The following is a 19,855-nucleotide window of genomic DNA, read 5'->3' as shown; positions in this document are numbered from 1 at the left end:
TCACGGGGCGGCATACCGCCCCTGCTCTTGTCCGGACGGAGAATGACGCATGAAAAGACATGGTGACGGTTTTATTTATCTTTTTGCCGTTAATTTCCTGATTACTTTCGGTTTTGCAGCCGGAGACAGTCTCTTTTCGATCTATTTTCAGGAAAAAGGGGCTGGAGGAATGATTCTCGGGTTGGCGTTCACTCTGTATTCCCTCTCAAAGATAGGTACCGGTCCACTCATAGGCAAGCTGGCGGACAGATTCCGAGCTGACTTCATAATGTTTTTTGCGCTGGCTGTTTATGCTCTGATAGCAGTTTCTTATGTTTTTGTTCAGGACAGAAACCTCATTGTGGTCATGCGCATACTTCAGGGGGCAGCCTGCGGCATGTTCCGCCCTGTGATGGTGTATCTTCTCAACGGTATCGGGGAGAATACAGACGGTAAACTCTTCGGACGTTTCGATCTTGCATTTTACGCTGCTCTTGCAACAGCTCCTCTTGCCGGAGGGCTGATAGCCGAGCACTGGGGCATGAGCGGTGTTTACATATTGGTTTCCTTTTGCTGTCTGACAGCACTTTTCCTCTTTTTCCTCTTTTCAGGGCTTCATAGTTCAGTTCCAAAATTCTGTTTCAAGCAGACACCTCAAAAAAGCGGCCGCAGACATTCTGTCCTCTTGGCATACATTTTCTGCCGGGGGTGGGGGATAGCGTCTGCGGCGGCGTTTCTGCCTGTGTATCTGAGCGGCATAGGTGCATCCGTGTCCCAGACGGGAGCCATACTCTGTGCGGCTTCCGCAGTGACGGCCTTTATGCTGCCGTTCACGGGTTCTATGGCGGACAGCTTCCGCAAGGAGACGCTGGTTATTGTGGGAGGAGCCGCAAGTTCGTTCATTCTGATGCTTTTTCCGCTTGTCCCTTCATATCAGGGCTTGTTTGTACTCTCCCTTGCGGGAGGTTTCTTCAGCGCAGTGTCACAGCCTGCCTGCTCGGTTCTGCTTATCAGCAGAACGGAACGTGCCGTTCTCGGCGTTACCCTCGGCAGGTTCAATGCAAGCATGAATGCAGGGTTTGCCGCCGGACCGCTTGTCAGCTCACTCTGTTACACTCTCTGGGGAGTCTCTTCAGTATTTCTGGTTTCCGGGCTTCTCGGTGCGGCATCGTCCGCTCTTTTCTGTCTTGGCGGTCTTGGTGAGGATTGCCGTTATAGCTCTGTCGAATAGGTAAATTCCCCTATTGTTCGGCGATTAATTCCCTATGGTTTTTTTAATGATTGGTAATGAACATTAAAATGGGTTTCATCGTTTTTGCGCCAATCGGCGGCGCTATTGAAAATAATCCCTCCTAAAGTATACTATAGTGGAAATAAACATGATTTTTTAGTTTTTATTACCGTTCTATAGGAGATACACCATGACCGATGCGGAGATTATTGAGGGATTAAGGCAGGAGATATCCATGGTCAAAGCGGCATACAATGAGCTGCTGAACGATGAACGGAGAAAGATGCTGATGTTGGATGACGTGCCACTGGGGGAGATAGTACTTGATCCCGACAGCAGAATGATAGGTGTTAACAAGGGATTTGAGGAGTTTCTCGGTTACTCCCGAGAGGAGTTTCTCTCCATGCGCTTTCACGATCTGCTGGCAGAGGGTGTCGATATCCACGAATCCATTTTTCCCGTTTTTAAGAGAACGGGAATTGTCAAAAACATCACATGGAAGATGAAGAAGAAGAACGGGGACGTTATAACGGTTCTGCTTTACGGAAGGGCGGTTTATGATGCCGACGGAAATTTTGCACAGGCGAGGGGAATAATTCTCAACATCACGGACAGGGTGAACGCTGATGAAGCACTCAAGAAATCTGAGCAGGAAAAGGCACTGATTCTGGACGTTATGTCCGACTGCATAATATATTACGATACCGATATGAGAGTGATATGGGCCAACAGGGTGGCTTCAAAGCTTTCGGGGATACCTGTTGAAAATATAGCCGGAAAATACTGCTACGAAATATGCCATAAAGAAAAGGGCTTCTGCAGGGGCTGTCCTGTGGGGCATCCCATGATGTCAAAAGAGCCTCAGTCGGGCGAAGTGCGCGCGGCTGGGATGGTGTTCCATATTCTCACCCACCCTGTGCTCAGTGAGAAGGGTGATTTCGTAGGGCTGGTGCAGGTCATCAGAGATATCACCGAACAGAAGATGCTTGAACGGCAGATTCTGGAGATGCTGAGCAATGAACGCAAGAAGATAGGCAACGATCTGCACGATGGGCTTGGACAGGTGCTCACGGGGATTTCGTTTCTTGCCACTGCGCTTCAGCAGGAGCTGAAGCATAAACTGCCCTCAGAATCTTCATCTGCATCGGATATAGTGGAATACACCAAGAAAGCTCTGAACATGATGCGCAGCGTGATAAACGGTTTATGCCCTGTGAGTGAGGATGAACAGGGACTGATGTCCGCACTGGAGAACATGGCATCGGGCGTTGAGAAAATCTACGGAATAAAGTGCGGCTATGTATGCAGAAAACCGGTCATAATTGCGGATTATGAAGTTTGCAACCACCTCTATTTCATCGCCCATGAGGCAATGACGAATGCTGTGAAGCACAGCGGCTGTTCGCAGATAAACATCTTTATAACCAAAAATTTTGATCAGCTCAGGCTCGAAATCAGCGACAACGGAGTCGGAATGGCGGACTGCAGGAAAAGTCTGAACGGGCAGGGTCTTCGTATAATGAAATACCGGGCGTCCATAATCGGGGCGGATATAGATATCATAAACAATATAAGCGGCGGGACTTCGGTGATAGCCACCATGAAGGTGCCGCATGGTGAGGAATCTGATGAGCAGTGAAAAAAAGTACAAGGTCTTTCTGGTTGATGATCATGCCATTGTGAGAGAAGGGCTTGCAAAACTCATAAATCAGGAAGAGGATATGGAAATATGCGGATCTGCGGATGATGCTCCGGTTGCGCTGAACATGCTGTTCAATATTGAACCGGATATAGCTATCGTGGATCTTTCGCTGGCATCATCCGATGGACTTGATCTCATAAAGAGCATAAAGGCCCGCTATCCGAACGTCCACATTCTGGTTCTCTCCATGCGGGAGGAGCTTGTTTTTGCCGAAAGATGCGTCCGCGCGGGAGCGTCGGGATATATCATGAAAAGCGAGAAGCCCACGGCAATAATCGATGCCATGAGAAAGATAATCAAAGGCAAGATATATTTCAGCGACAGGATGACTGAGCATGTTCTGAACAAGGCAATGAATCTGAAGAACTGCCATGACAGAGATGTGGTTGAAACGTTGAGCGACAGAGAGTTTCAGGTGTTTCAGCTCATAGGCAACGGATTTGCGTCGAAGCAGATAGCCGAAAATCTGAACCTGAGCGTGAAGACCATTGATGCATTCAGGGAGAGCATGAAACACAAGCTGGGGCTGAAAAGTTCCGCAGAACTCACACAGTTCGCCATCAAGTGGGCGCATTATCAGGATATCATCTCCTGAGAACATAGGGAAATCTACCGTAAGACCATAGGTTATACACTCTTTTATGTATCAGGGAAGTCAGACATCCGTTAAGTGAAATCTTCCGGTATAAAAGGTAATCAGCCTGATAGATTGCATAACGATCCTCAAATATTATGCGGGTATGGGTCACGAACCCGTGTAATCTTAAAGGAGGATTGCAATGCAGAGATTTATTAAGCAATTTATTCTGTTAACGGCAGTTGCCGTTTCCGCTTTGGCAGCCGCCACGGCATACGCCAAAGACAAAGTTTATGAAGCCGACGTGGTGGTTGTGGGTGCCGGTTCATCCGGTCTTTCCGCTGCGGTTTCGGCAGCGTACTCCGGTGCGAAGGTCATTGTTCTAGAGAAACAGGACATGGCGGGCGGCAGTTCAAACCTTGCCGAAGGTCTTTTTGCTGTGGAGACTGACGAACTCCGCAAAAAATCTGTAACCCTTACACCTATGGAGGCATTCAAACACTCCATGGAGTTCAACCACTACAGGGCAGATTCCAAACTGGTTCACCTCTATCTTAACGAAGGGAAAAACACAATCAACTGGCTGAAAGAGCAGGGTGTGGAATTTGATCCTATCAAAATATCCCCCACCGAAGCTCCCGTATGGCACCTTGTGAAAGATAAGAACGGCATCCACCACGGCGCATCACTCATTGCTACAATGGTGGGCAAAGCCAACGAACTCGGCGTTAAAATTCTCTACTCAACTCCCGGAAAAAACCTCATCATGAAGGACGGAAAAGTTTCCGGTGTTGAAGGTACAAACGATAAAGGCGACAGAGTTCTTGTCTACGCCAAAGCAGTGATCCTTGCTACAGGCGGTTTCCCCAACAGCAAAGAGATGATTGCTAAACATACAAGATTCAATGCTGATTCAGTGTTCGCCACTGCTCCCCTTGATAAGACAGGCGACGGCATCAACATGGCTCTTGCGGCAGGCGCAGACAGCGAAGGCTGGGGACTTATGCTCCACCCCGGAACAAAAAGACCCCTTGGCCCCATGTTCGCTATGACATGGCAGCCCTCTCTCTGGGTAAACAAGTATGGCAAACGCTTCGTTGATGAAGACGTTGTTTACAGCTTCGCAATGGCAGGCAACGCCATCGAACGTGAAAGAGACCACGCAATCTGGACTGTGTTTGATGATGCCACAGTTAAATACATAGCCGAACAGGGTATCGACAATGGACTCGGCGTTCTTATCCCCCTCGGCACAAAACTTCCCAACCTTGTGGACGAGATGAAGGGCGAGAAAGCGAAAGGCAATAAAGACGTTGCCATAGCTTCCAGCATCGAAGATCTGGCAAAACAGATGGGTGTTGACCCCAAAACACTTGCTACAACAGTGAAAAACTATAACTCCTATATAGTTAATAACGTTGACCCTGAGTTTGACAGAGACACCAGAAAGATGACTCCCGTTAAAACAGGAAACTTCTATGCTATAAAAGTTTACCCCTATTTCTTCGTATCTCTGGGCGGAGCCCGTGTTAACGAGAAAATGCAGGCCATCAATGACAAAGACGAACCCATCAACGGTCTTTATGTTGCAGGATGCGACGTGGGCGGGCTTTACGGTGACACATACACCCTGTGGGCATCCGGTTCTGCTTTCTCATTTGCTGCAACATCCGGCAGGATTGCAGGTGCCGACGCTGCGAAATACATTAAAACAGTTAAATAAGGAGTGCTGATATGAAATGCAGAAAACTTATAACAGCTCTTCTTGCGTCGGTATTTGCGTTCTCAGCTATGGCGGCGCATGCCACTGAAGGCGGAGGCGGTGCGTATCCCAACGGTGCCGAAGATACAATGGCGGGAGCTATCCCCCCGTCAGGATTCTATTACCTGAACTACCTTAACTATTACACTGCGGACAGTCTGCGTGATAAAGACGGGGATAAGCTGCCTGTGGATTTCAAACTGAAAGTGGTTGCCGATGTGCACAGGTTTGTCTATGTGACCAAAAAACAGCTTTTCGGCGGTAATATCGGCGTTCAGACACTTATTCCCGTGGTCTATATGGATGCCAAAACACCGGGCGGAAGCGACAATGCTTTCGGAGTGGGCGATATCGACTTCGGCGTGAACCTCTCATGGCATTCAAAAAACCTGCATCAGGCTGTTGCGCTGGATATCATCACTCCCACAGGTGCGTATGATAAAAATGACATAGCCAACATCGGCAGGAACTATTATACGTTCGAACCTGCATACGGCATATCATACGTTTCCGACAGCGGTTATGAAGTGTCTTCAAAGTTCATGTACGACATAAACACGGAGAACAATGACACGGATTACAGATCAGGTCAGGAATTCCACTTCGACTATTTCACCGGAAAACATATCGGTCCGTGGACGGTAGGTCTCGGCGGTTACTACTACAAACAGGTGACCGATGACAAACAATACGGCAAGACAGTCGAAAACAACGACGGACAGGTTCTTGCCGTCGGTCCGACAATTAAATACGACTACAAAAACATGAGCTTCCATGTGAAGTATCAGAAAGAGACGATGGTCGAGAACAGACCTGAAGGCGATAAATACTGGTTCAAATTCGTATACGCCTTCTGATAGCAATTGAAGGTTCCTGTAGGCGGCGGGCGTTTTCCTGCGCCCGCCTTTTTAATAAGGTGAAAACAATGAAAAAAATTTACGGATACATTCTTATTATTATATTTGCGGCTATCCTTGCGCCTTTTTCGGCATCGGCGGCTAAAATCTCTTTCAAGTGCGCTGAATGTCACGAAAGTCCTGCAAATATTCTCCCGAAAGATCATGCTAAAAAGATGAAATTTGATGACTGTTTCACATGCCACGGACAGAAATCCCGGGCACTTAGCATCAAAGTGCATGCACAGCATCTGGCGGACAATCAGGATGCGGATACCTGCAAGTCCTGCCATACAGCCGACAAGGACAGCAACATCAGAATAAGCGGTACGAAGGAGCTTTATATTTCAGCCGAATACGGTTCGGAGAAGTTTCAAAGTCTCTATAAGAAGGGATCGCTGGGCAACTCACATAAAAATGCAGGGCTGACATGCCGTGATTGCCATCAGGCATATGACGATGATGAAGCGGACACAATGGGCGACAAATGCATCAAATGTCACGGTTCTTTTACAGAGATGAAGGAAAAGACCAAAAACAGCGGATACAAGGCTAATCCTCATACAAATCATTTTCCTACGCTCACATGTACCAAGTGTCACAGTATGCACGGTGATTTCAGAGATTACTGTGCGAAATGCCACCAGTGGGGCTACGTCTGGAAACAGAAGATAACCAAATAATCCGTGCGGGGTGTTTGCCCCGCTTTTTTTCTTTTTCATCTTCAAAATCTCCTGTTATACTCCCTTATGAAATTCAGAATATTTGCACTTCTGATTGTTCTGCTTATCGGTGCGGGGGTCTACTTTTTTGATGACATTCTGCGGCTGTCAGTTCAGGCCTCTCCGAAAACGCAGATGGTTCAGCCTGTGGAGGAACCCGTACAGATTACCGCTCAGACGGAACCCCTGCCGGAAAAGGAAGCTGAGAAAGTTACCATCGGCTCGGTGCTTAACCCTCTGGCGGAACAGTCACCATTTTACAGATACAGCTCAAAGGTTCTGCATAACGACCCTGCACTGGCGGAACTCACCGCAAGCATAACCGCAGGGTGCTACGGCGACGTGTACTGTCAGGTGCAGAATATATTCGAGCATATCAGGGGGAAGGTTCCATATGTGGGTGAACCTGACGGGGTTGAGAACATCCTTGCTCCCTATGAAACCCTTGCGAAGGGGGGCGACTGCGAGGATCTGTCCATTCTGCTGGCTTCCATGCTGAACACCATAGGGCTTCGACCCTATCTGGTGGTGGTTCCGGAGCACATGTACGTCATGGCCTGCGGGCTGAACGGCGGACAGGTGTTTCAGCCGACGCTCATAAACGTATTTAACCAGACCACACAGACGGGCGGCAACAAAGCCTTTATGATGGAACTGAAAAAGCTGGATCACGTTCAGATAGAGGCGGACGGCTCATCGCCGTTTGATATCACTGTTTTTCCGTCCAGATTCGAATATGAAAGGTACAGAGACAAAAAACAGGCCAACTATTATCCGGACTGCTCCGCAAAGGGCGTAATGAATTTCAGCAAAGAATGCCTTTTTTCAAGGGATAATGCAGTGCTGATGGTTTCCGGCAGCGAGCCTGTAGTGGTCTCCATGCGGGTTGATTCGGTGCGGATGCCCAATGTCAGGCAGTACCGCTACGACAATATGTCATGCATAATGCTCGACCCGTCATACAGGGGCAATGCCGCTGACATCGGCTCGGAAATGCCGAAAAATCTGCATGCCAGGAAAGAGGTTGTGAAGGCTTATTAGTTTATCTTCCGGTAGGTCTGAACGGCTCTGCCTCTGTTTCGCAGGCGCAGAAGTAGAAAATATACGGCCGGAGCGGTAAGGGTTGCGGCGGCTGTTATAAGCTGATTGTTCTGAACCGAATCCGCAGTGACCCCGGCAATGAGCATCAGAGCCAGCGGGGCGGCGTATACTGTCAGCAGTGAGCGCATGAAATTTCCGGTATCGATGGCTATTTCCACGTGGTCGCCCTTCGAAAGGTCACGGGCGTTTTTGAATGTTATCCGGACGTTGTTTCCGTCGGACATGGTGCAGGCGGATTTCTCTCCGCAGCCTGTGCAGGCGTGTTCTCGCATAACCTCCACGGTGGCGTTTTTCTGCTCGTCAACATGAATAACCACTCCCGTGTGTTTCAGCATCTGGCCCATCTTAAAACCTGCTCCTTATTATTCTGAAAATAACCAGCGACATTACCCCATAGTTTGCCGCCAGCAGGATGCTGTAAGCCAGAATGGATTCGTTGGCTGTGAGTTTCAGATATCCGCAGGCGGAGAAAAGCCCCACAATGGTCAGCGTGCGCATTATGTTGAACATGAGGAACATCTTCTGTTTGCCCAGAACTGTCAGTACGTTGACAATGGGCACAACAACGAACTGGGCGAGGAGTGAAACGGAGAGCATTGAGGCAAAAGTTCCCGACTGGTGCCATGCCTTGCCGAACACCAGAACAAAGAGCGGTTCACCCGCCAGCTGGAGCACGGCGAAGGGGAGCAGGCTCACCAGAAAAAGTTTTCCGGCTACTTTTTTCGAAAGGCTGTAAAGCTCCTTTGGGTTGTGGGCGCCTATCCTTGCGGCTTCGGCGTAATATGCCTGTCCGGCGGACACCCCGAAGAGTATCACCGGAAGCGACAGAACGGATGTTGCAAGGCCAAGCTGACCCACAGTGCCCATTCCGAACAGTTTGCCCGTCATAAGCAGGGGGATCTGGATGGAAAAGGTCAGAAGAAACTGCGAAGGCAGACGGTACATGGGGAAATCACGGTAGAGCAGGGCGGTTTTCAGCACCCTTTTAAGGTTTATGCTGCGGATTGATTTAGAAAGCGATTCCCGGAAGGCTTTGAAATATATAAAACTTCCGCCCGCCTGAGAATATGCCTGACCTATCAGAAGTCCCGTAACCCCGAAATGGGAGAATCCGGAGACTATCTTTGCCAACGCACCGAAGAACGACTGGATCATCTTTGTTTTGGCGATGGGTTTGAAAGCACGCTCACGGGTGGCGAAACTGCTCAGAGTCTCGTATATCCCGCCGAAGAACTGCGTCATCAGTATCAGCCAGATATAAGGCTGAAGACCGTCGGCGTTGGCGGCTTTAAAGATTATATCTCCTGCGAATATGAAAACAAGACCCGTTACCATGGTCATGAACGCAGTTATTGCAAAATTCATAACAATGATGTTCGCCGCCAGACAGCGGCTTTTGGGCAGGGGGATTGCGTATGAATAACAGAGAGTTGCAAGGGGAGCAATCAGCGATGTGAAGGCTATGAAGAGCGACATTGCGCCGAAGTCCTCTGGGGTGAACAGCCTTGTGACCACAAGCGATGCCAGAAACCCGATAGCCTTGGATGCTGTGGTTCCCGTGGCCAGAATGAGCATATTGCGGAAAACCCCCGCCGCTCCGTCGCCCTGCAGTCTGCTTTTAAGTCTATCGATGTATCTTTTCACTTAATTCAGCTTAACTTCTGAAACCAGATTTTCAAGCGGAGCGTCCGCCTTCAGCTTGTTTATTTTTCCGGATGCCTTGTCGAAAACAAATTTACCCTTTCCTTCGGACTGGGTTATGTTCTTCTCAGTGCCGTAGAAAACAAGGATCACCCCGTCGTGCACCGTGTCGTCCACACGGATGAACGGCATAGGGTGCATGGAGGATTTTATAATCTGATCCACCCTTTCGTCCATGGTCTGAAACTTTTTGACCAGAAGACTTCTGGATGCGATTATTGCTTTCAGCTTCGGATTCTTTGTGATATCCGGATTCATTTTTGCCAGCTTGCGTATCTTTTCGTCTGCGGCCTTTATGGTCTGTTCCAGTTTGTCCTTTTCGGCCATGGAACCTTCCAGCTTGTCCTCAAGGTTGTGCTTGACACCGACACATACTTTGAACTGCGGCCCCTGATCAAGTCCCAGTTTTCTTACATGTATTCCGGCAAAAGCCCTTATCTCACCGCCGCTGACAATTCCGTCGCCGGATGTGGCGATTATTTCGCCCTCGCTGTAGAGTTTTGAGTTAAGGCAGTAGCTTTTGATATTTATGGTCTGTCCGGCTTCGACAACTGAGTTTTCGATAAAACCTGCGGTGACGTGTCTTCCGGCTTTCAGAACGCACTTGCCGGTGGATTTTATACCTGTTTTCACAGTTATGTCGTCCTTTGCGATGAGCATAGCGTCCCGCACTATTCCCCAGACGATGATATTTTTGGCTTCAATGCTGAAACCGCTTAAAACGTCGCCTGAGACGGATACGGTTCCGTCAAATTTTATATTGCCCACCGAGTAGTCCACGTCGCCGTAGACCGAGTAGATAGGGTTAACGCTCAGTCTGTTGCTCTCGAATATCACATATCCGCCGTCCTTTGCGGCATATCCCTGACGCTCTTCATCAAAATAGACGCCTCGGCCTTTGTGGATTACGAGTTTTTTACCCTTCACCGCCGGAATTTTTTCTCCCGTGACCTTCGTCCCCTCTCTTCCGGCTGTTTCAGGATGGAAAGAGATTAGAAGCTGATTCTCCTCAACGGTGACAATGTGGTTAATATCCTTAAAGTCAACGCTGCCGTCCTCAAGCTCTCTCGGGCGTCTGTCGTCCAGATCGAAGTGGAGCTTCATCCATGCATCCTGACCGTTTTCGGCGGGCATGCCCTCTGCGGCCAGAACCTTTTCAACGATGAACCCTGCCAGATAGTACTGGATTGCGTGTTTAATGCTGTCCCAGTTCAGAAGTTCCTTATAGAGTCTTTTCTCTTTTATCAGATAGTTTTCGATGGCGTCGTTGTCCAGTGTCTTGCCTTTGTTTATGGCGGGAAAGAGCGAAAACTCGGCCTTCATTCCGCCGTCGTTTATGACCACTGCGATGCGTGAGTCGATGTCCATTTCGGTTTCGATCTCGATTGTGGCCAGATGCTCCTCATCAAGCTGTATTCTGATCCAGTTAGGCTCAATTCCGTATACATGCTCCAGAAGTTTTCTAAGTTCATGTTCGTTGTGGGGAGTCAGGGTTTTGAGGGTTGTTACAGGCATGATGTTGCCCTCTATTTGAGTTTGCTGAGAGCGCCCGCAAGCTTGAGTGCCCGCTGGTGTCCTCTGGACAGTTTAAGGCATGCCTCAAGCTGTTTCTTTGCGCTTGAAACATAGCCCGTCATGGCGAAGGTCTCTGCCAGAACGTATCTGTACTCCGGATCGTCCGGATTTATTACCATTGCCCATGCAAAGAGGCGTTTTGCTTCCTCTATTTTGCCTTCCTGCTGAAGTTTCAGTCCGTTTTCGAACAGTTTGTGGGCATCTTTTTCCGGTTCGTCGCTTATTATTGTTGAAAAAATCTCGTTATACATTCCCGTGTCGTTCATGGAGATGGACAGGATGCTCACCTCGCCCAGCAGCTCGCTTCCTTTGAAGATGTGAGCTATTGAGTTGTCGCCGTTGGACTTTTCCATAAAAATGGACATATCGCCCACCTCAACCTTGTCAAACTCCCGAACGTGCAGGCTGGTCATGTTTCTGCGGACATAAAGCTGGAGAAGCCCCACCGATTCTGTGAAAAACCGGCTTATGAAATCCATTTCGTTTTTGTAGCCAAGCACTCGCATGCGCTTGAAAACGGGGGTCATTGATGAGAAGTTGCTTAATATGATGTATCCGTAATCAGGATTATGGAAAGTTACATACAGGGTTCCGGAATCGTTCTCTATGGACGAGAGATGGAAGTTCGGGGGAATTTTAAGCCCGTAGCCGAAGGGGAGCGGTGTCACCTCTGTGCTGACGGGAGCCGCCTCAAGTGTGACGGTATTTATGGGCGGAGTGCTGTTCATGTCCTTCACACGCTTATAGAAATATCCTGCGGTCATGAAGGTCATCACCCATATGAAAAAGACGGTGACCCCGACAACGCTCCGCTTGTAGTCGAAGCGGAGTCTGAACTGTCTCTGGCCTATGTATAAGAGGGCGGCAATGAGGAACGCACCCTCGATGAATATTTTCCAGGGAGCGGGCTGAAAACCCAGCAGAAATACTCTGGCCATGAGCGCAGTCAGGCACGAATATAAGACGATACTGGCATAGTATCTGCTGTAAACCATTCCGCTGTAAAGAAGATATCCGGCATGCATCAGAAGGAAGCTGAAAAAGGCCGTGACTATGAAATAGAACACGGCAAGGTTTCTGCTTAAGCCGTCAAGCACCATGTCCGGATTCAGGGCATAGGTCAGTCCCGTGTCCGAAGCGGTCAGCATTCCGGCAAATATAAGAGTTGGTCCCAGAAAAGTGAATCCGGGGACTTTTTTAATGTAGCTTCTATATGCCATACTGTATTTTAACAAAAAAAGACAAATTTTAAAAGAAGTTAATCTCTGCTCATGATGTCGAGGTGTCTCTGCCAGAACTCCATCTTGGGTCTGTGCATGAAAAGATGTACCAGACTGAGCACAAAGAACAGATAGAAAAAGCGGACGTCGGCAGACACTATATATATGACGAGTCCGAACAGGGCTATGGTTTCAGCCATTCCCGCCGTTATGACGGAAGCGATCATAAGTTTTTTTCCGAGGTCGCAGGAGTGTCCGCATTTTCTGCTTAAAAGGGGCAGAAGAGCGTTTGACAGCGGGAAAAATACCACTGAAATGACGATGAAAACGATGCCCATTGTTTCCACAGTGGGTCTGGCAAGGAAGTAGTGGAGATTTAAATCAAATGATTCTGTAAGCGCAACAAACAGCGGATAAAGGAAAATTCCCACCGCCATGGATCTGAATGTTTTTACTGCCATATCAAAATAATTTTCAAATGTCATATTTCCCCCGTTGATATCTCTTTATAGCATGCACTAACAGCCGTGACAATATTATTAAAAAGCAAAAAAAGAGGAAATTAGTATTTGATATACGGTTTGCTGTATGCTAGATTATATGACTTAAATTTTTTAAGCCGCCCTGAACTTTTTCAGCGGCGTATTCAGAACCGAGGTGAAAGGTATGCGTAGCGACAGAACAAAAGTCGGCATAGACAGGGCACCCGCCAGAGCACTGATGTACGGCACGGGTATGCCTGAAAGCAGCATGGGCAGAGCGCACATAGGTATCTGTTCCAGTTTCACCGATCTCATCCCCGGACACGTGGGCATGAGAGACCTTGAAAGATACATTGAAAAAGGCGTTCACACAGGCGGCGGACACTCGTCCATCTTCTGCGTGCCCGGCATCTGCGACGGGATAGCAATGGGACACATAGGCATGCACTATTCCCTGCCCTCCAGAGATGCCATCGCCGATATGATAGAATGCGTTGTGGAAGCCCACGCACTTGACGGTGTGGTGTTTCTCACCAACTGCGACAAGATAACCCCCGGAATGCTCATGGCGGCTGCACGCCTGAACATCCCCTCAATAGTGGTTACCGCCGGCCCCATGGCCACGGGAAGCTACCGCATGCAGAAACGCTCGTTCATCAAAGACACCTTTGAGAACATGGCAAAATGCCGCACGGGCGAGATAAGCGAAGACGAAATGAAGAACATCGAACAGTGCGCATGCCCCGGACAGGGCGCATGTCAGGGTCTGTTCACGGCGAACACCATGGCCTGCCTTACGGAAGCCATGGGAATGTCCCTTCCCGGATGCGGAATGGCGCTTGCCGGTTCAGGTAAAAAACGCCGCATAGCTTTCGATTCCGGCGTTGCCATCTGCGAACTGGTGGAAAAGGACATCAAAGCCCGTGACATCCTTAACGAGAACGCATTCAGAAACGCAGTGATGCTGGACATGGCGCTCGGCGGCTCAACAAACACCGCTCTGCATCTTCCCGCCATTGCATATGAGGCGAAGGTTCCCTTCACCCTTGATCTGTTTGACGAATACAGCAAAAATACTCCCCACATCACAAGCATAAACCCCGGCGGTGAGTTCTTTATGGAGGACGTTGACGCTGCGGGCGGTATCCCCGCATTCCAGTACAGACTGCGTGACAGGCTGTTTGACAACCCAACGGTGTGCGGAAGAACAATCAAAGAGATAGCGAACTCAGCTATCGTATATGACGACGACATAGTCAGACCTCTCGACAACCCCTACCACAAAGAGGGCGGCATCGCCGTTCTGCGTGGAAACATAGCTCAGGGCGGAGCGGTTGTTAAACAATCCGCTGTAAACGCCGACATGCTTCAGTTCACAGGCACAGCCGTATGCTTCGACAGCGAGGAAGCGGCTATGGACGCCATCAAAAACCGTCAGATCGTTAACGGACAGGTGGTCGTCATCCGCTATGAAGGCCCCAAAGGCGGCCCCGGCATGCGTGAGATGCTGGCTCCCACAGCGGAGATAATGGGACAGGGACTGAACAAGGTTGCTCTCATCACCGACGGACGTTTTTCCGGCGGCACAAGAGGCCCCTGCATAGGTCACATATCCCCCGAAGCGGCGGAGGGCGGCGATATCGGCCTCATCTGTGACGGCGACAAAATAGTTATTGACATTCCCGGCCGTACGATTAATCTTGATGTTCCCGCTGAGGAGCTTGAAAAGCGCAGGGCTGCGTGGGTCAAACCCGCACCTAAGATAACCAAAGGCTATCTTGCAAAATACGCTTCAAGGGTTTCCAATGCGGCTCAGGGAGCAATCTGCAGGGTCGAAGACCTGTAAAAACGATACCGTATGAGACTGCTGCGTCAGCCCGGGGGCTTCCTCGCTGTGATGTGGTTTTGTCTTTGCGAAGGCTCCAGCCTGAAGCAATCTCATTCTTCGGTTATTGTTTTTACCGATGTTACACAATTTATAGGGAAGATAAGAAAATCCCCTTTCTTTGGATGACAATAAGCTAGCCGTCATTCTGAGGCTTCAGCCGAAGAATCTCATTAGAAGATCCTTCGCATATGCTCAGGATGACAGCGAAGTTCCCAAAGGAGGCCTGGAGCTCCCGTCATTCTGAGGCATCAGCCGAAGAATCTCATTAAAAGATCCTTCGCATAAGCTCAGGATGACAGCGAAGTTTCGGATTTACATTATCTTTTCCTTTACAGCGACATTTAAAAGAAATATGCCGGAGCACAATTCCGGTGCCGATTCCGACGTCCGTGACGAAGGGGAAGGCGTTTCTTTTGGATATAAAAAGGCTGCCGTACCGGAGTAGGTGGGCAGGGGGATTTGACCCTCTGTTTGCACAAGTCGGCAGTCAAATATCTTCTACGGAGTTACATTATGATGACAGGTGCTCAGATTCTCATCGAATCACTGAAGAGAGAAGGTGTCGATCTCATCTTCGGTTATCCGGGCGGCGTTCTGCTCGGCGTCTACGACACCATTTATGATTCAGACATCACCCACATTCTCCCCAGACGCGAACAGGGCGGCATCCACGCAGCGGAAGGCTATGCCAGAGCAACAGGCAAGGTCGGCGTTTGCTTCGGAACATCAGGTCCCGGCGCAACGAACCTCGTAACAGGTATCGCTAACGCTCATATGGACTCCATCCCCATGGTAGTGTTCACAGGTCAGGTGGCAACAAGCCTCATCGGCGGTGATGCATTTCAGGAAGCGGATATCATAGGCATAACAAGACCCATCGTTAAACACAGCTACATGCTGACTGACGTCAACGAGACGGCAGGGGTCATAAAGGAAGCCTTTCACATAGCAAGAACGGGCAGACCCGGTCCCGTTGTAATCGACCTGCCTAAAGATATCATGGCGGCAAAAACCAAGTTCGAATGGCCTGAAAAGGTCAGTCTGACAGGTTACAACCCCACGGTAAAAGGTCACCTCGGCCAGATCAAAAAGATGCTTAGAATGCTGGAATCAGCCAAAAAACCCGTTATCTACATGGGCGGCGGCGTGGTTCTCTCCGAAGCCAGCGAGGAACTGGTCAAGTTCAGCGAGATCACTAACGTTCCCGTTGTGTCCTCTTTCCTCGGTCTGGGCGGTTTCCCCGGAACCCATGACAACTTCATCGGCTGGCTGGGAATGCACGGAAACTATGCATCCAACATGGCTGTTTCCGACCCCGACTTCATCCTCGCAATAGGCACACGCTTCTCCGACCGCTCAACAGGCCGTCTGGACGGTTTTGCGCCCAATGCGAAAATAGCTCATATCGACGTTGACCCTGCGAGCATCAGTAAGAACGTGCAGATCGAAGTGCCCATCGTGGGCGACTGCAAGGCCGTTCTGAAACAGGCTCTGGGCGAAATAGACAAATTCAACTGGGACAAGAACCTTGCCGCCAGAAAAGAATGGCGTGAGGTCATCCGTGCATGGGACAAGGAACACCCCTTCGACTACGACCGCACGGCGGATGTCATCAAGCCCCAGTATGTCGTTGAATCAATTTATAAAGTTACCGAAGGCGATGCCATCATCTGTACAGAGGTCGGTCAGAACCAGATGTGGGCGGGACAGTTCTACAAGTTCAAGCGTCCCCATCAGTTCATCTCCTCCGGCGGTCTTGGCACAATGGGCTACGGCTTCCCCGCCGCAATCGGCGCAAAGCTTGGCTGCCCCGACAAAGAGGTTTTCGACATCGCAGGCGACGGCTCAATCCTGATGAACATTCAGGAGCTGACCACAGCAGTTCAGAACAAGGTAGCGGTCAAAGTTGCCATCCTGAACAACAGATACCTCGGCATGATCCGCCAGTGGCAGAACATGTTCTTCAACGACAGATTCAGCCACTGCAACCTCGAATGTCAGCCCGACTTCGTTAAACTGGCCGAAGCTTTCGGCGCAGTGGGCATGCGCATCGACAGAAAAGAGGATGTCGAAGCGGCAATCAGAGAATCCCTCAAAGTTAAAGACAGACCCGTCTTTATGGATTTCACCGTGGACAGGAACGAGAACGTGTTCCCCATGATACCCGCCGGTGCGTCCGTAAGCGAAATGCTGTTGATGAAGAAGTAAGGGAGGGATACGATGAGACATACTATTTCAGTTCTTGTTGAGAACAAATTCGGCGTTCTTTCCCGTATTTCGGGGCTTTTCAGCGGCAGAGGATACAACATTGAGTCCCTGTCCGTTAACAGAACCATGGACGAATCCATCTCCATCATGACCATAGTCACCTTTGGCGACGACAGAGTGGTGGAGCAGATCATAAAACAGCTGAGAAAGCTGGTGAACGTTATCCGTGTCAGAAACGTTTCAGAGATGGAGCACATCGAAAGGGAGATGGTTCTCGTTAAAGTGCATGCCACCCAGAGAACAAGACCCGACGTGTTCAACATCGTGAACACCTTCCGGGGCAAAACGGTTGACATCACCAATGAATCAGTCGTTATTGAGCTTACAGGCGCAAACGACAAGATTCTGGCTTTTCTGAGCGTGATGGAACCCTACGGCATCATCGAAGTTGTCCGCACCGGAGCAATAGCCATCGGACGCGGCAGCAAGATGACCAGCGAGATGAAGTGATTTTTGGCTTCGGCATCCTTTAAACTGCTTGGGTGTTGGGCTGTTCAATAAGATTTTCTTCCCTTTTTCCCCCTTTAATAAAGGGGGATTAAGGGCGATTTGCATTTTTTGAAATAATTTCCGGAGGAAACAATATAATGAAGGCTTACTACGAAAAAGACACGAACCTTGAGCTGATCAAATCGAAAAAAGTAGCTGTAATCGGCTACGGAAGCCAGGGCTACGGTCACACGAACAACATGAAGGACAGCGGCGTTGACGTATGCGTTGCACTTCGCAAAGGCAGCCCCTCATGGGCAAAAGCAGAGGGCGCAGGCCTTAAGGTTATGGAAGTGAAGGATGCATGCAAATGGGCTGACTTCATAATGGTTCTCGCTCCCGATGAAATTCAGGGCGACATCTACAAAAACGACATCCTTCCCGGTCTGGAAGAGGGTAACTACCTTGCGTTCGCACACGGTTTCAACATCCTTTTCAACCAGATCGTACCCCCCGCAAACGTTAACGTGGTAATGGTAGCCCCCAAAGGCCCCGGTCACCTCGTTCGTGCGGAATATCAGAAAGGCGCAGGCGTTCCCTGTCTCATCGCCATCCATCAGGACTTCACAGGCGACAGCCGTGAGGTTGCACTGTCTTATGCAAACGCAATCGGCGGAGCAAGAGCGGGCGTTCTTGAAACATCTTTCAAAGAAGAGACAGAAACAGACCTTTTCGGCGAGCAGGCAGTTCTTTGCGGCTCACTGGCTCAGCTTATCCAGTACGGATTCGAAACACTGGTGGAAGCAGGCTATGCTCCCGAAATGGCATACTTCGAGTGTCTGCACGAAGTAAAACTGATCGTCGACCTTATCTATGAAGGCGGAATCAGCAACATGCGCTATTCAATCAGCAACACCGCTCAGTACGGTGACCTGACAAGAGGCCCCAGAATCATCACTCCCGATGTTAAGGAGCGCATGAAAGAGGTTCTCTATGAAATCCAGTCCGGCCAGTTTGCGAAAGAGTGGATGCTTGAGAACAAAGCAAACTGCCCCACTTTCCACGCACTCACCAGAATGGGCGCAGAGCACCAGATCGAAGAGGTCGGCGGCAAGCTGAGAGGCATGATGAGCTGGCTTGGCAAAAGCAAGATCGTGGATAAATCCAAGAACTAAGAAAAAGGGGAGCTTCGGCTCCCCTTTTTTTACCTTTTATAACACTTCGCATTTCTTCGTTGTCGGAGTAAAAAATATTTATCACGTACTTATTTGTACGCTCAAAATATTTTTTATCCTCCGCCTTGAACTGCTCGGTTCTAAAAGGTAAAGAAGTTCCTGTCACTCTATGATAGTGAGCGAAACGAAGAATCCCATCTTCCCTCAACTTGTCACAATTACCTGCCGCAGTTAAATCAAATTTACACCTGTCCGCCGATATGCTAATAATCAGCTAATGACCCGAAATGAGGTTTTTATGAATAAACTGATTATTGTTTTATCCTGTTTTCTTATAGCTGTTCCGGTGTTTGCAGCAGACACGGTCGTAACTAAGATAGAGGTTCCCGTACCCAAGTGCGCCCCCGCAGACGCACAGCACCCGATGCTGAACGTTGTTATCAACGACATCTCATGCACAGCGGCCTCCTGTCAGAACGGCACAAATGCCGGAGCTAACATGAAGGGCGGAATAAGTGAACTTGCGAAAGTGTTCTCCGGTTCCGGCGGCGTGCAGAACGTTGGCGGCGGTGTCCGCAACATGCTCTCAAACGCTCTGAAAGAGACAAAATGCTTCAATATTGTGGACACTGAGCAGATTGAAAAACTGAAAAAGATAGCGTCTGTCACAGGTCAGGAGATCAAGATCCCCAAGATAGACCTGTTTGTTGACGGCTCAATAACCTCAATAGACGTAACACGCTCAGGCGGTGCACTGGCTGGCGGATATATTCCTGTGATAGCTCTGGTCAGCAAGACCAAGGAGCAGGCGCAGATGGCGTTCGATCTCAGCATACTGAACCCTATGACGGCGGAAGTGGTGGATTCGAAATCATTTCAGGCCGACAGTTCTAAATCATCATGGGGATTCGGCGCAGGCGGTGTCAACGGAGCGGTTGGCGGCGGCGGATGGAGCATCTCCAAGTCCCTCGTGCTCGATTCGGTGATCAGAGACGTTATCTTCAGCATCGCAAACCACATGACGGAATCCTTTGCCGCAGACAGAATAGCGGCAAGACCAGTTCCATTGCCCGCAGAGAACACGGAAAACACGCCTAAAGCGGACGAATAGACCAAAAGGCGGCTCCCGAAGCCGCTTTTTTTACGC

17 protein-coding genes are annotated in these 19,855 nt (G+C 49.5%); 12 read left to right on the top strand and 5 right to left on the bottom strand.

Features of this window, described 5'->3' with window-relative positions; translation table 11 throughout:
* The first annotated feature begins 49 nt into the window (after positions 1–49).
* The 7 genes from C8D98_RS11830 (at position 50) to C8D98_RS11800 (ending at position 7,910) form a co-directional block, all read left to right on the top strand.
* Positions 50–1,210, top strand: a complete 1,161-nt coding sequence (locus C8D98_RS11830; RefSeq protein WP_132874369.1) for an MFS transporter — start codon at positions 50–52, stop codon at positions 1,208–1,210.
* 190 nt (positions 1,211–1,400) lie between these two features.
* Positions 1,401–2,849 carry a PAS domain-containing sensor histidine kinase gene (locus C8D98_RS11825; protein ID WP_132874368.1) on the top strand — a complete coding sequence of 483 codons (1,449 nt, stop codon included), beginning with the start codon at positions 1,401–1,403 and terminating at the stop codon, positions 2,847–2,849.
* Positions 2,839–3,507 (top strand): response regulator transcription factor, encoded by a 669-nt coding sequence (locus C8D98_RS11820; protein ID WP_132874367.1) that lies wholly within the window; start codon positions 2,839–2,841, stop codon positions 3,505–3,507. The genes C8D98_RS11825 and C8D98_RS11820 overlap by 11 nt, the downstream gene beginning before the upstream one ends.
* 184 nt (positions 3,508–3,691) lie before the next feature.
* Positions 3,692–5,212, top strand: a complete 1,521-nt coding sequence (locus tag C8D98_RS11815) for an FAD-dependent oxidoreductase (protein ID WP_132874366.1) — start codon at positions 3,692–3,694, stop codon at positions 5,210–5,212.
* An 11-nt stretch (positions 5,213–5,223) separates the two neighbouring features.
* Positions 5,224–6,108, top strand: coding sequence for a SphA family protein (locus tag C8D98_RS11810; RefSeq protein ID WP_132874365.1), 885 nt, complete (start codon positions 5,224–5,226; stop codon positions 6,106–6,108).
* 68 nt (positions 6,109–6,176) lie between these two features.
* The gene (locus C8D98_RS11805) at positions 6,177–6,830 is read left to right on the top strand and encodes a cytochrome c3 family protein (RefSeq protein ID WP_132874364.1); all 654 of its coding nucleotides are present in this window, start codon (positions 6,177–6,179) and stop codon (positions 6,828–6,830) included.
* 66 nt (positions 6,831–6,896) lie between these two features.
* The gene (locus tag C8D98_RS11800; protein ID WP_132874363.1) at positions 6,897–7,910 is read left to right on the top strand and encodes a transglutaminase domain-containing protein; all 1,014 of its coding nucleotides are present in this window, start codon (positions 6,897–6,899) and stop codon (positions 7,908–7,910) included.
* Here the strand turns inward: C8D98_RS11800 and C8D98_RS11795 are convergent.
* The 5 genes from C8D98_RS11795 to C8D98_RS11775 are packed head-to-tail and all read right to left on the bottom strand — an operon-like array spanning position 7,907 to position 12,951.
* Positions 7,907–8,314, bottom strand: a complete 408-nt coding sequence (locus C8D98_RS11795) for a SoxR reducing system RseC family protein (protein ID WP_132874362.1) — start codon at positions 8,312–8,314, stop codon at positions 7,907–7,909. The two genes, C8D98_RS11800 and C8D98_RS11795, sit on opposite strands and share 4 nt — an antisense overlap.
* 1 nt (position 8,315) lies before the next feature.
* Complete coding sequence (locus tag C8D98_RS11790; RefSeq protein WP_132874361.1) at positions 8,316–9,614, bottom strand: lipopolysaccharide biosynthesis protein; 1,299 nt, start codon at positions 9,612–9,614, stop codon at positions 8,316–8,318.
* Positions 9,615–11,186 (bottom strand): flagellar assembly protein A, encoded by a 1,572-nt coding sequence (locus C8D98_RS11785; protein ID WP_132874360.1) that lies wholly within the window; start codon positions 11,184–11,186, stop codon positions 9,615–9,617.
* A gap of 11 nt (positions 11,187–11,197) precedes the next feature.
* Positions 11,198–12,466 carry a tetratricopeptide repeat protein gene (locus C8D98_RS11780; protein ID WP_132874359.1) on the bottom strand — a complete coding sequence of 423 codons (1,269 nt, stop codon included), beginning with the start codon at positions 12,464–12,466 and terminating at the stop codon, positions 11,198–11,200.
* 38 nt (positions 12,467–12,504) lie between these two features.
* Complete coding sequence (locus tag C8D98_RS11775; RefSeq protein ID WP_132874358.1) at positions 12,505–12,951, bottom strand: hypothetical protein; 447 nt, start codon at positions 12,949–12,951, stop codon at positions 12,505–12,507.
* Positions 12,952–13,132: 181 nt separating this feature from the next.
* Between C8D98_RS11775 and ilvD the strand changes: the two genes are divergently transcribed.
* The 5 genes from ilvD to C8D98_RS11750 all read left to right on the top strand — a co-directional run bounded on the left by ilvD (position 13,133) and on the right by C8D98_RS11750 (position 19,819).
* The gene (gene ilvD / locus C8D98_RS11770; protein ID WP_132874357.1) at positions 13,133–14,794 is read left to right on the top strand and encodes a dihydroxy-acid dehydratase; all 1,662 of its coding nucleotides are present in this window, start codon (positions 13,133–13,135) and stop codon (positions 14,792–14,794) included.
* A 552-nt stretch (positions 14,795–15,346) separates the two neighbouring features.
* Entirely contained in the window at positions 15,347–17,044 is a 1,698-nt protein-coding gene (gene ilvB, locus C8D98_RS11765; RefSeq protein WP_132874496.1) for a biosynthetic-type acetolactate synthase large subunit, read from the top strand.
* A gap of 12 nt (positions 17,045–17,056) precedes the next feature.
* Positions 17,057–17,554, top strand: coding sequence for an acetolactate synthase small subunit (gene ilvN / locus C8D98_RS11760; protein ID WP_132874356.1), 498 nt, complete (start codon positions 17,057–17,059; stop codon positions 17,552–17,554).
* 137 nt (positions 17,555–17,691) lie between these two features.
* A complete protein-coding gene (gene ilvC, locus C8D98_RS11755; RefSeq protein ID WP_132874355.1) occupies positions 17,692–18,708 on the top strand; it encodes a ketol-acid reductoisomerase in 1,017 nt (338 codons plus the stop codon).
* A gap of 298 nt (positions 18,709–19,006) precedes the next feature.
* Positions 19,007–19,819, top strand: a complete 813-nt coding sequence (locus C8D98_RS11750) for a CsgG/HfaB family protein (RefSeq protein ID WP_132874354.1) — start codon at positions 19,007–19,009, stop codon at positions 19,817–19,819.
* Positions 19,820–19,855: the final 36 nt, after the last annotated feature.

Origin of the sequence: Seleniivibrio woodruffii, from assembly GCF_004339245.1 — a bacterium.
GTDB lineage: Bacteria > Chrysiogenota > Deferribacteres > Deferribacterales > Geovibrionaceae > Seleniivibrio > Seleniivibrio woodruffii.
Note: the sequence above shows the minus strand (reverse complement) of the source record. Positions and strands in the feature narration are given on the sequence as shown.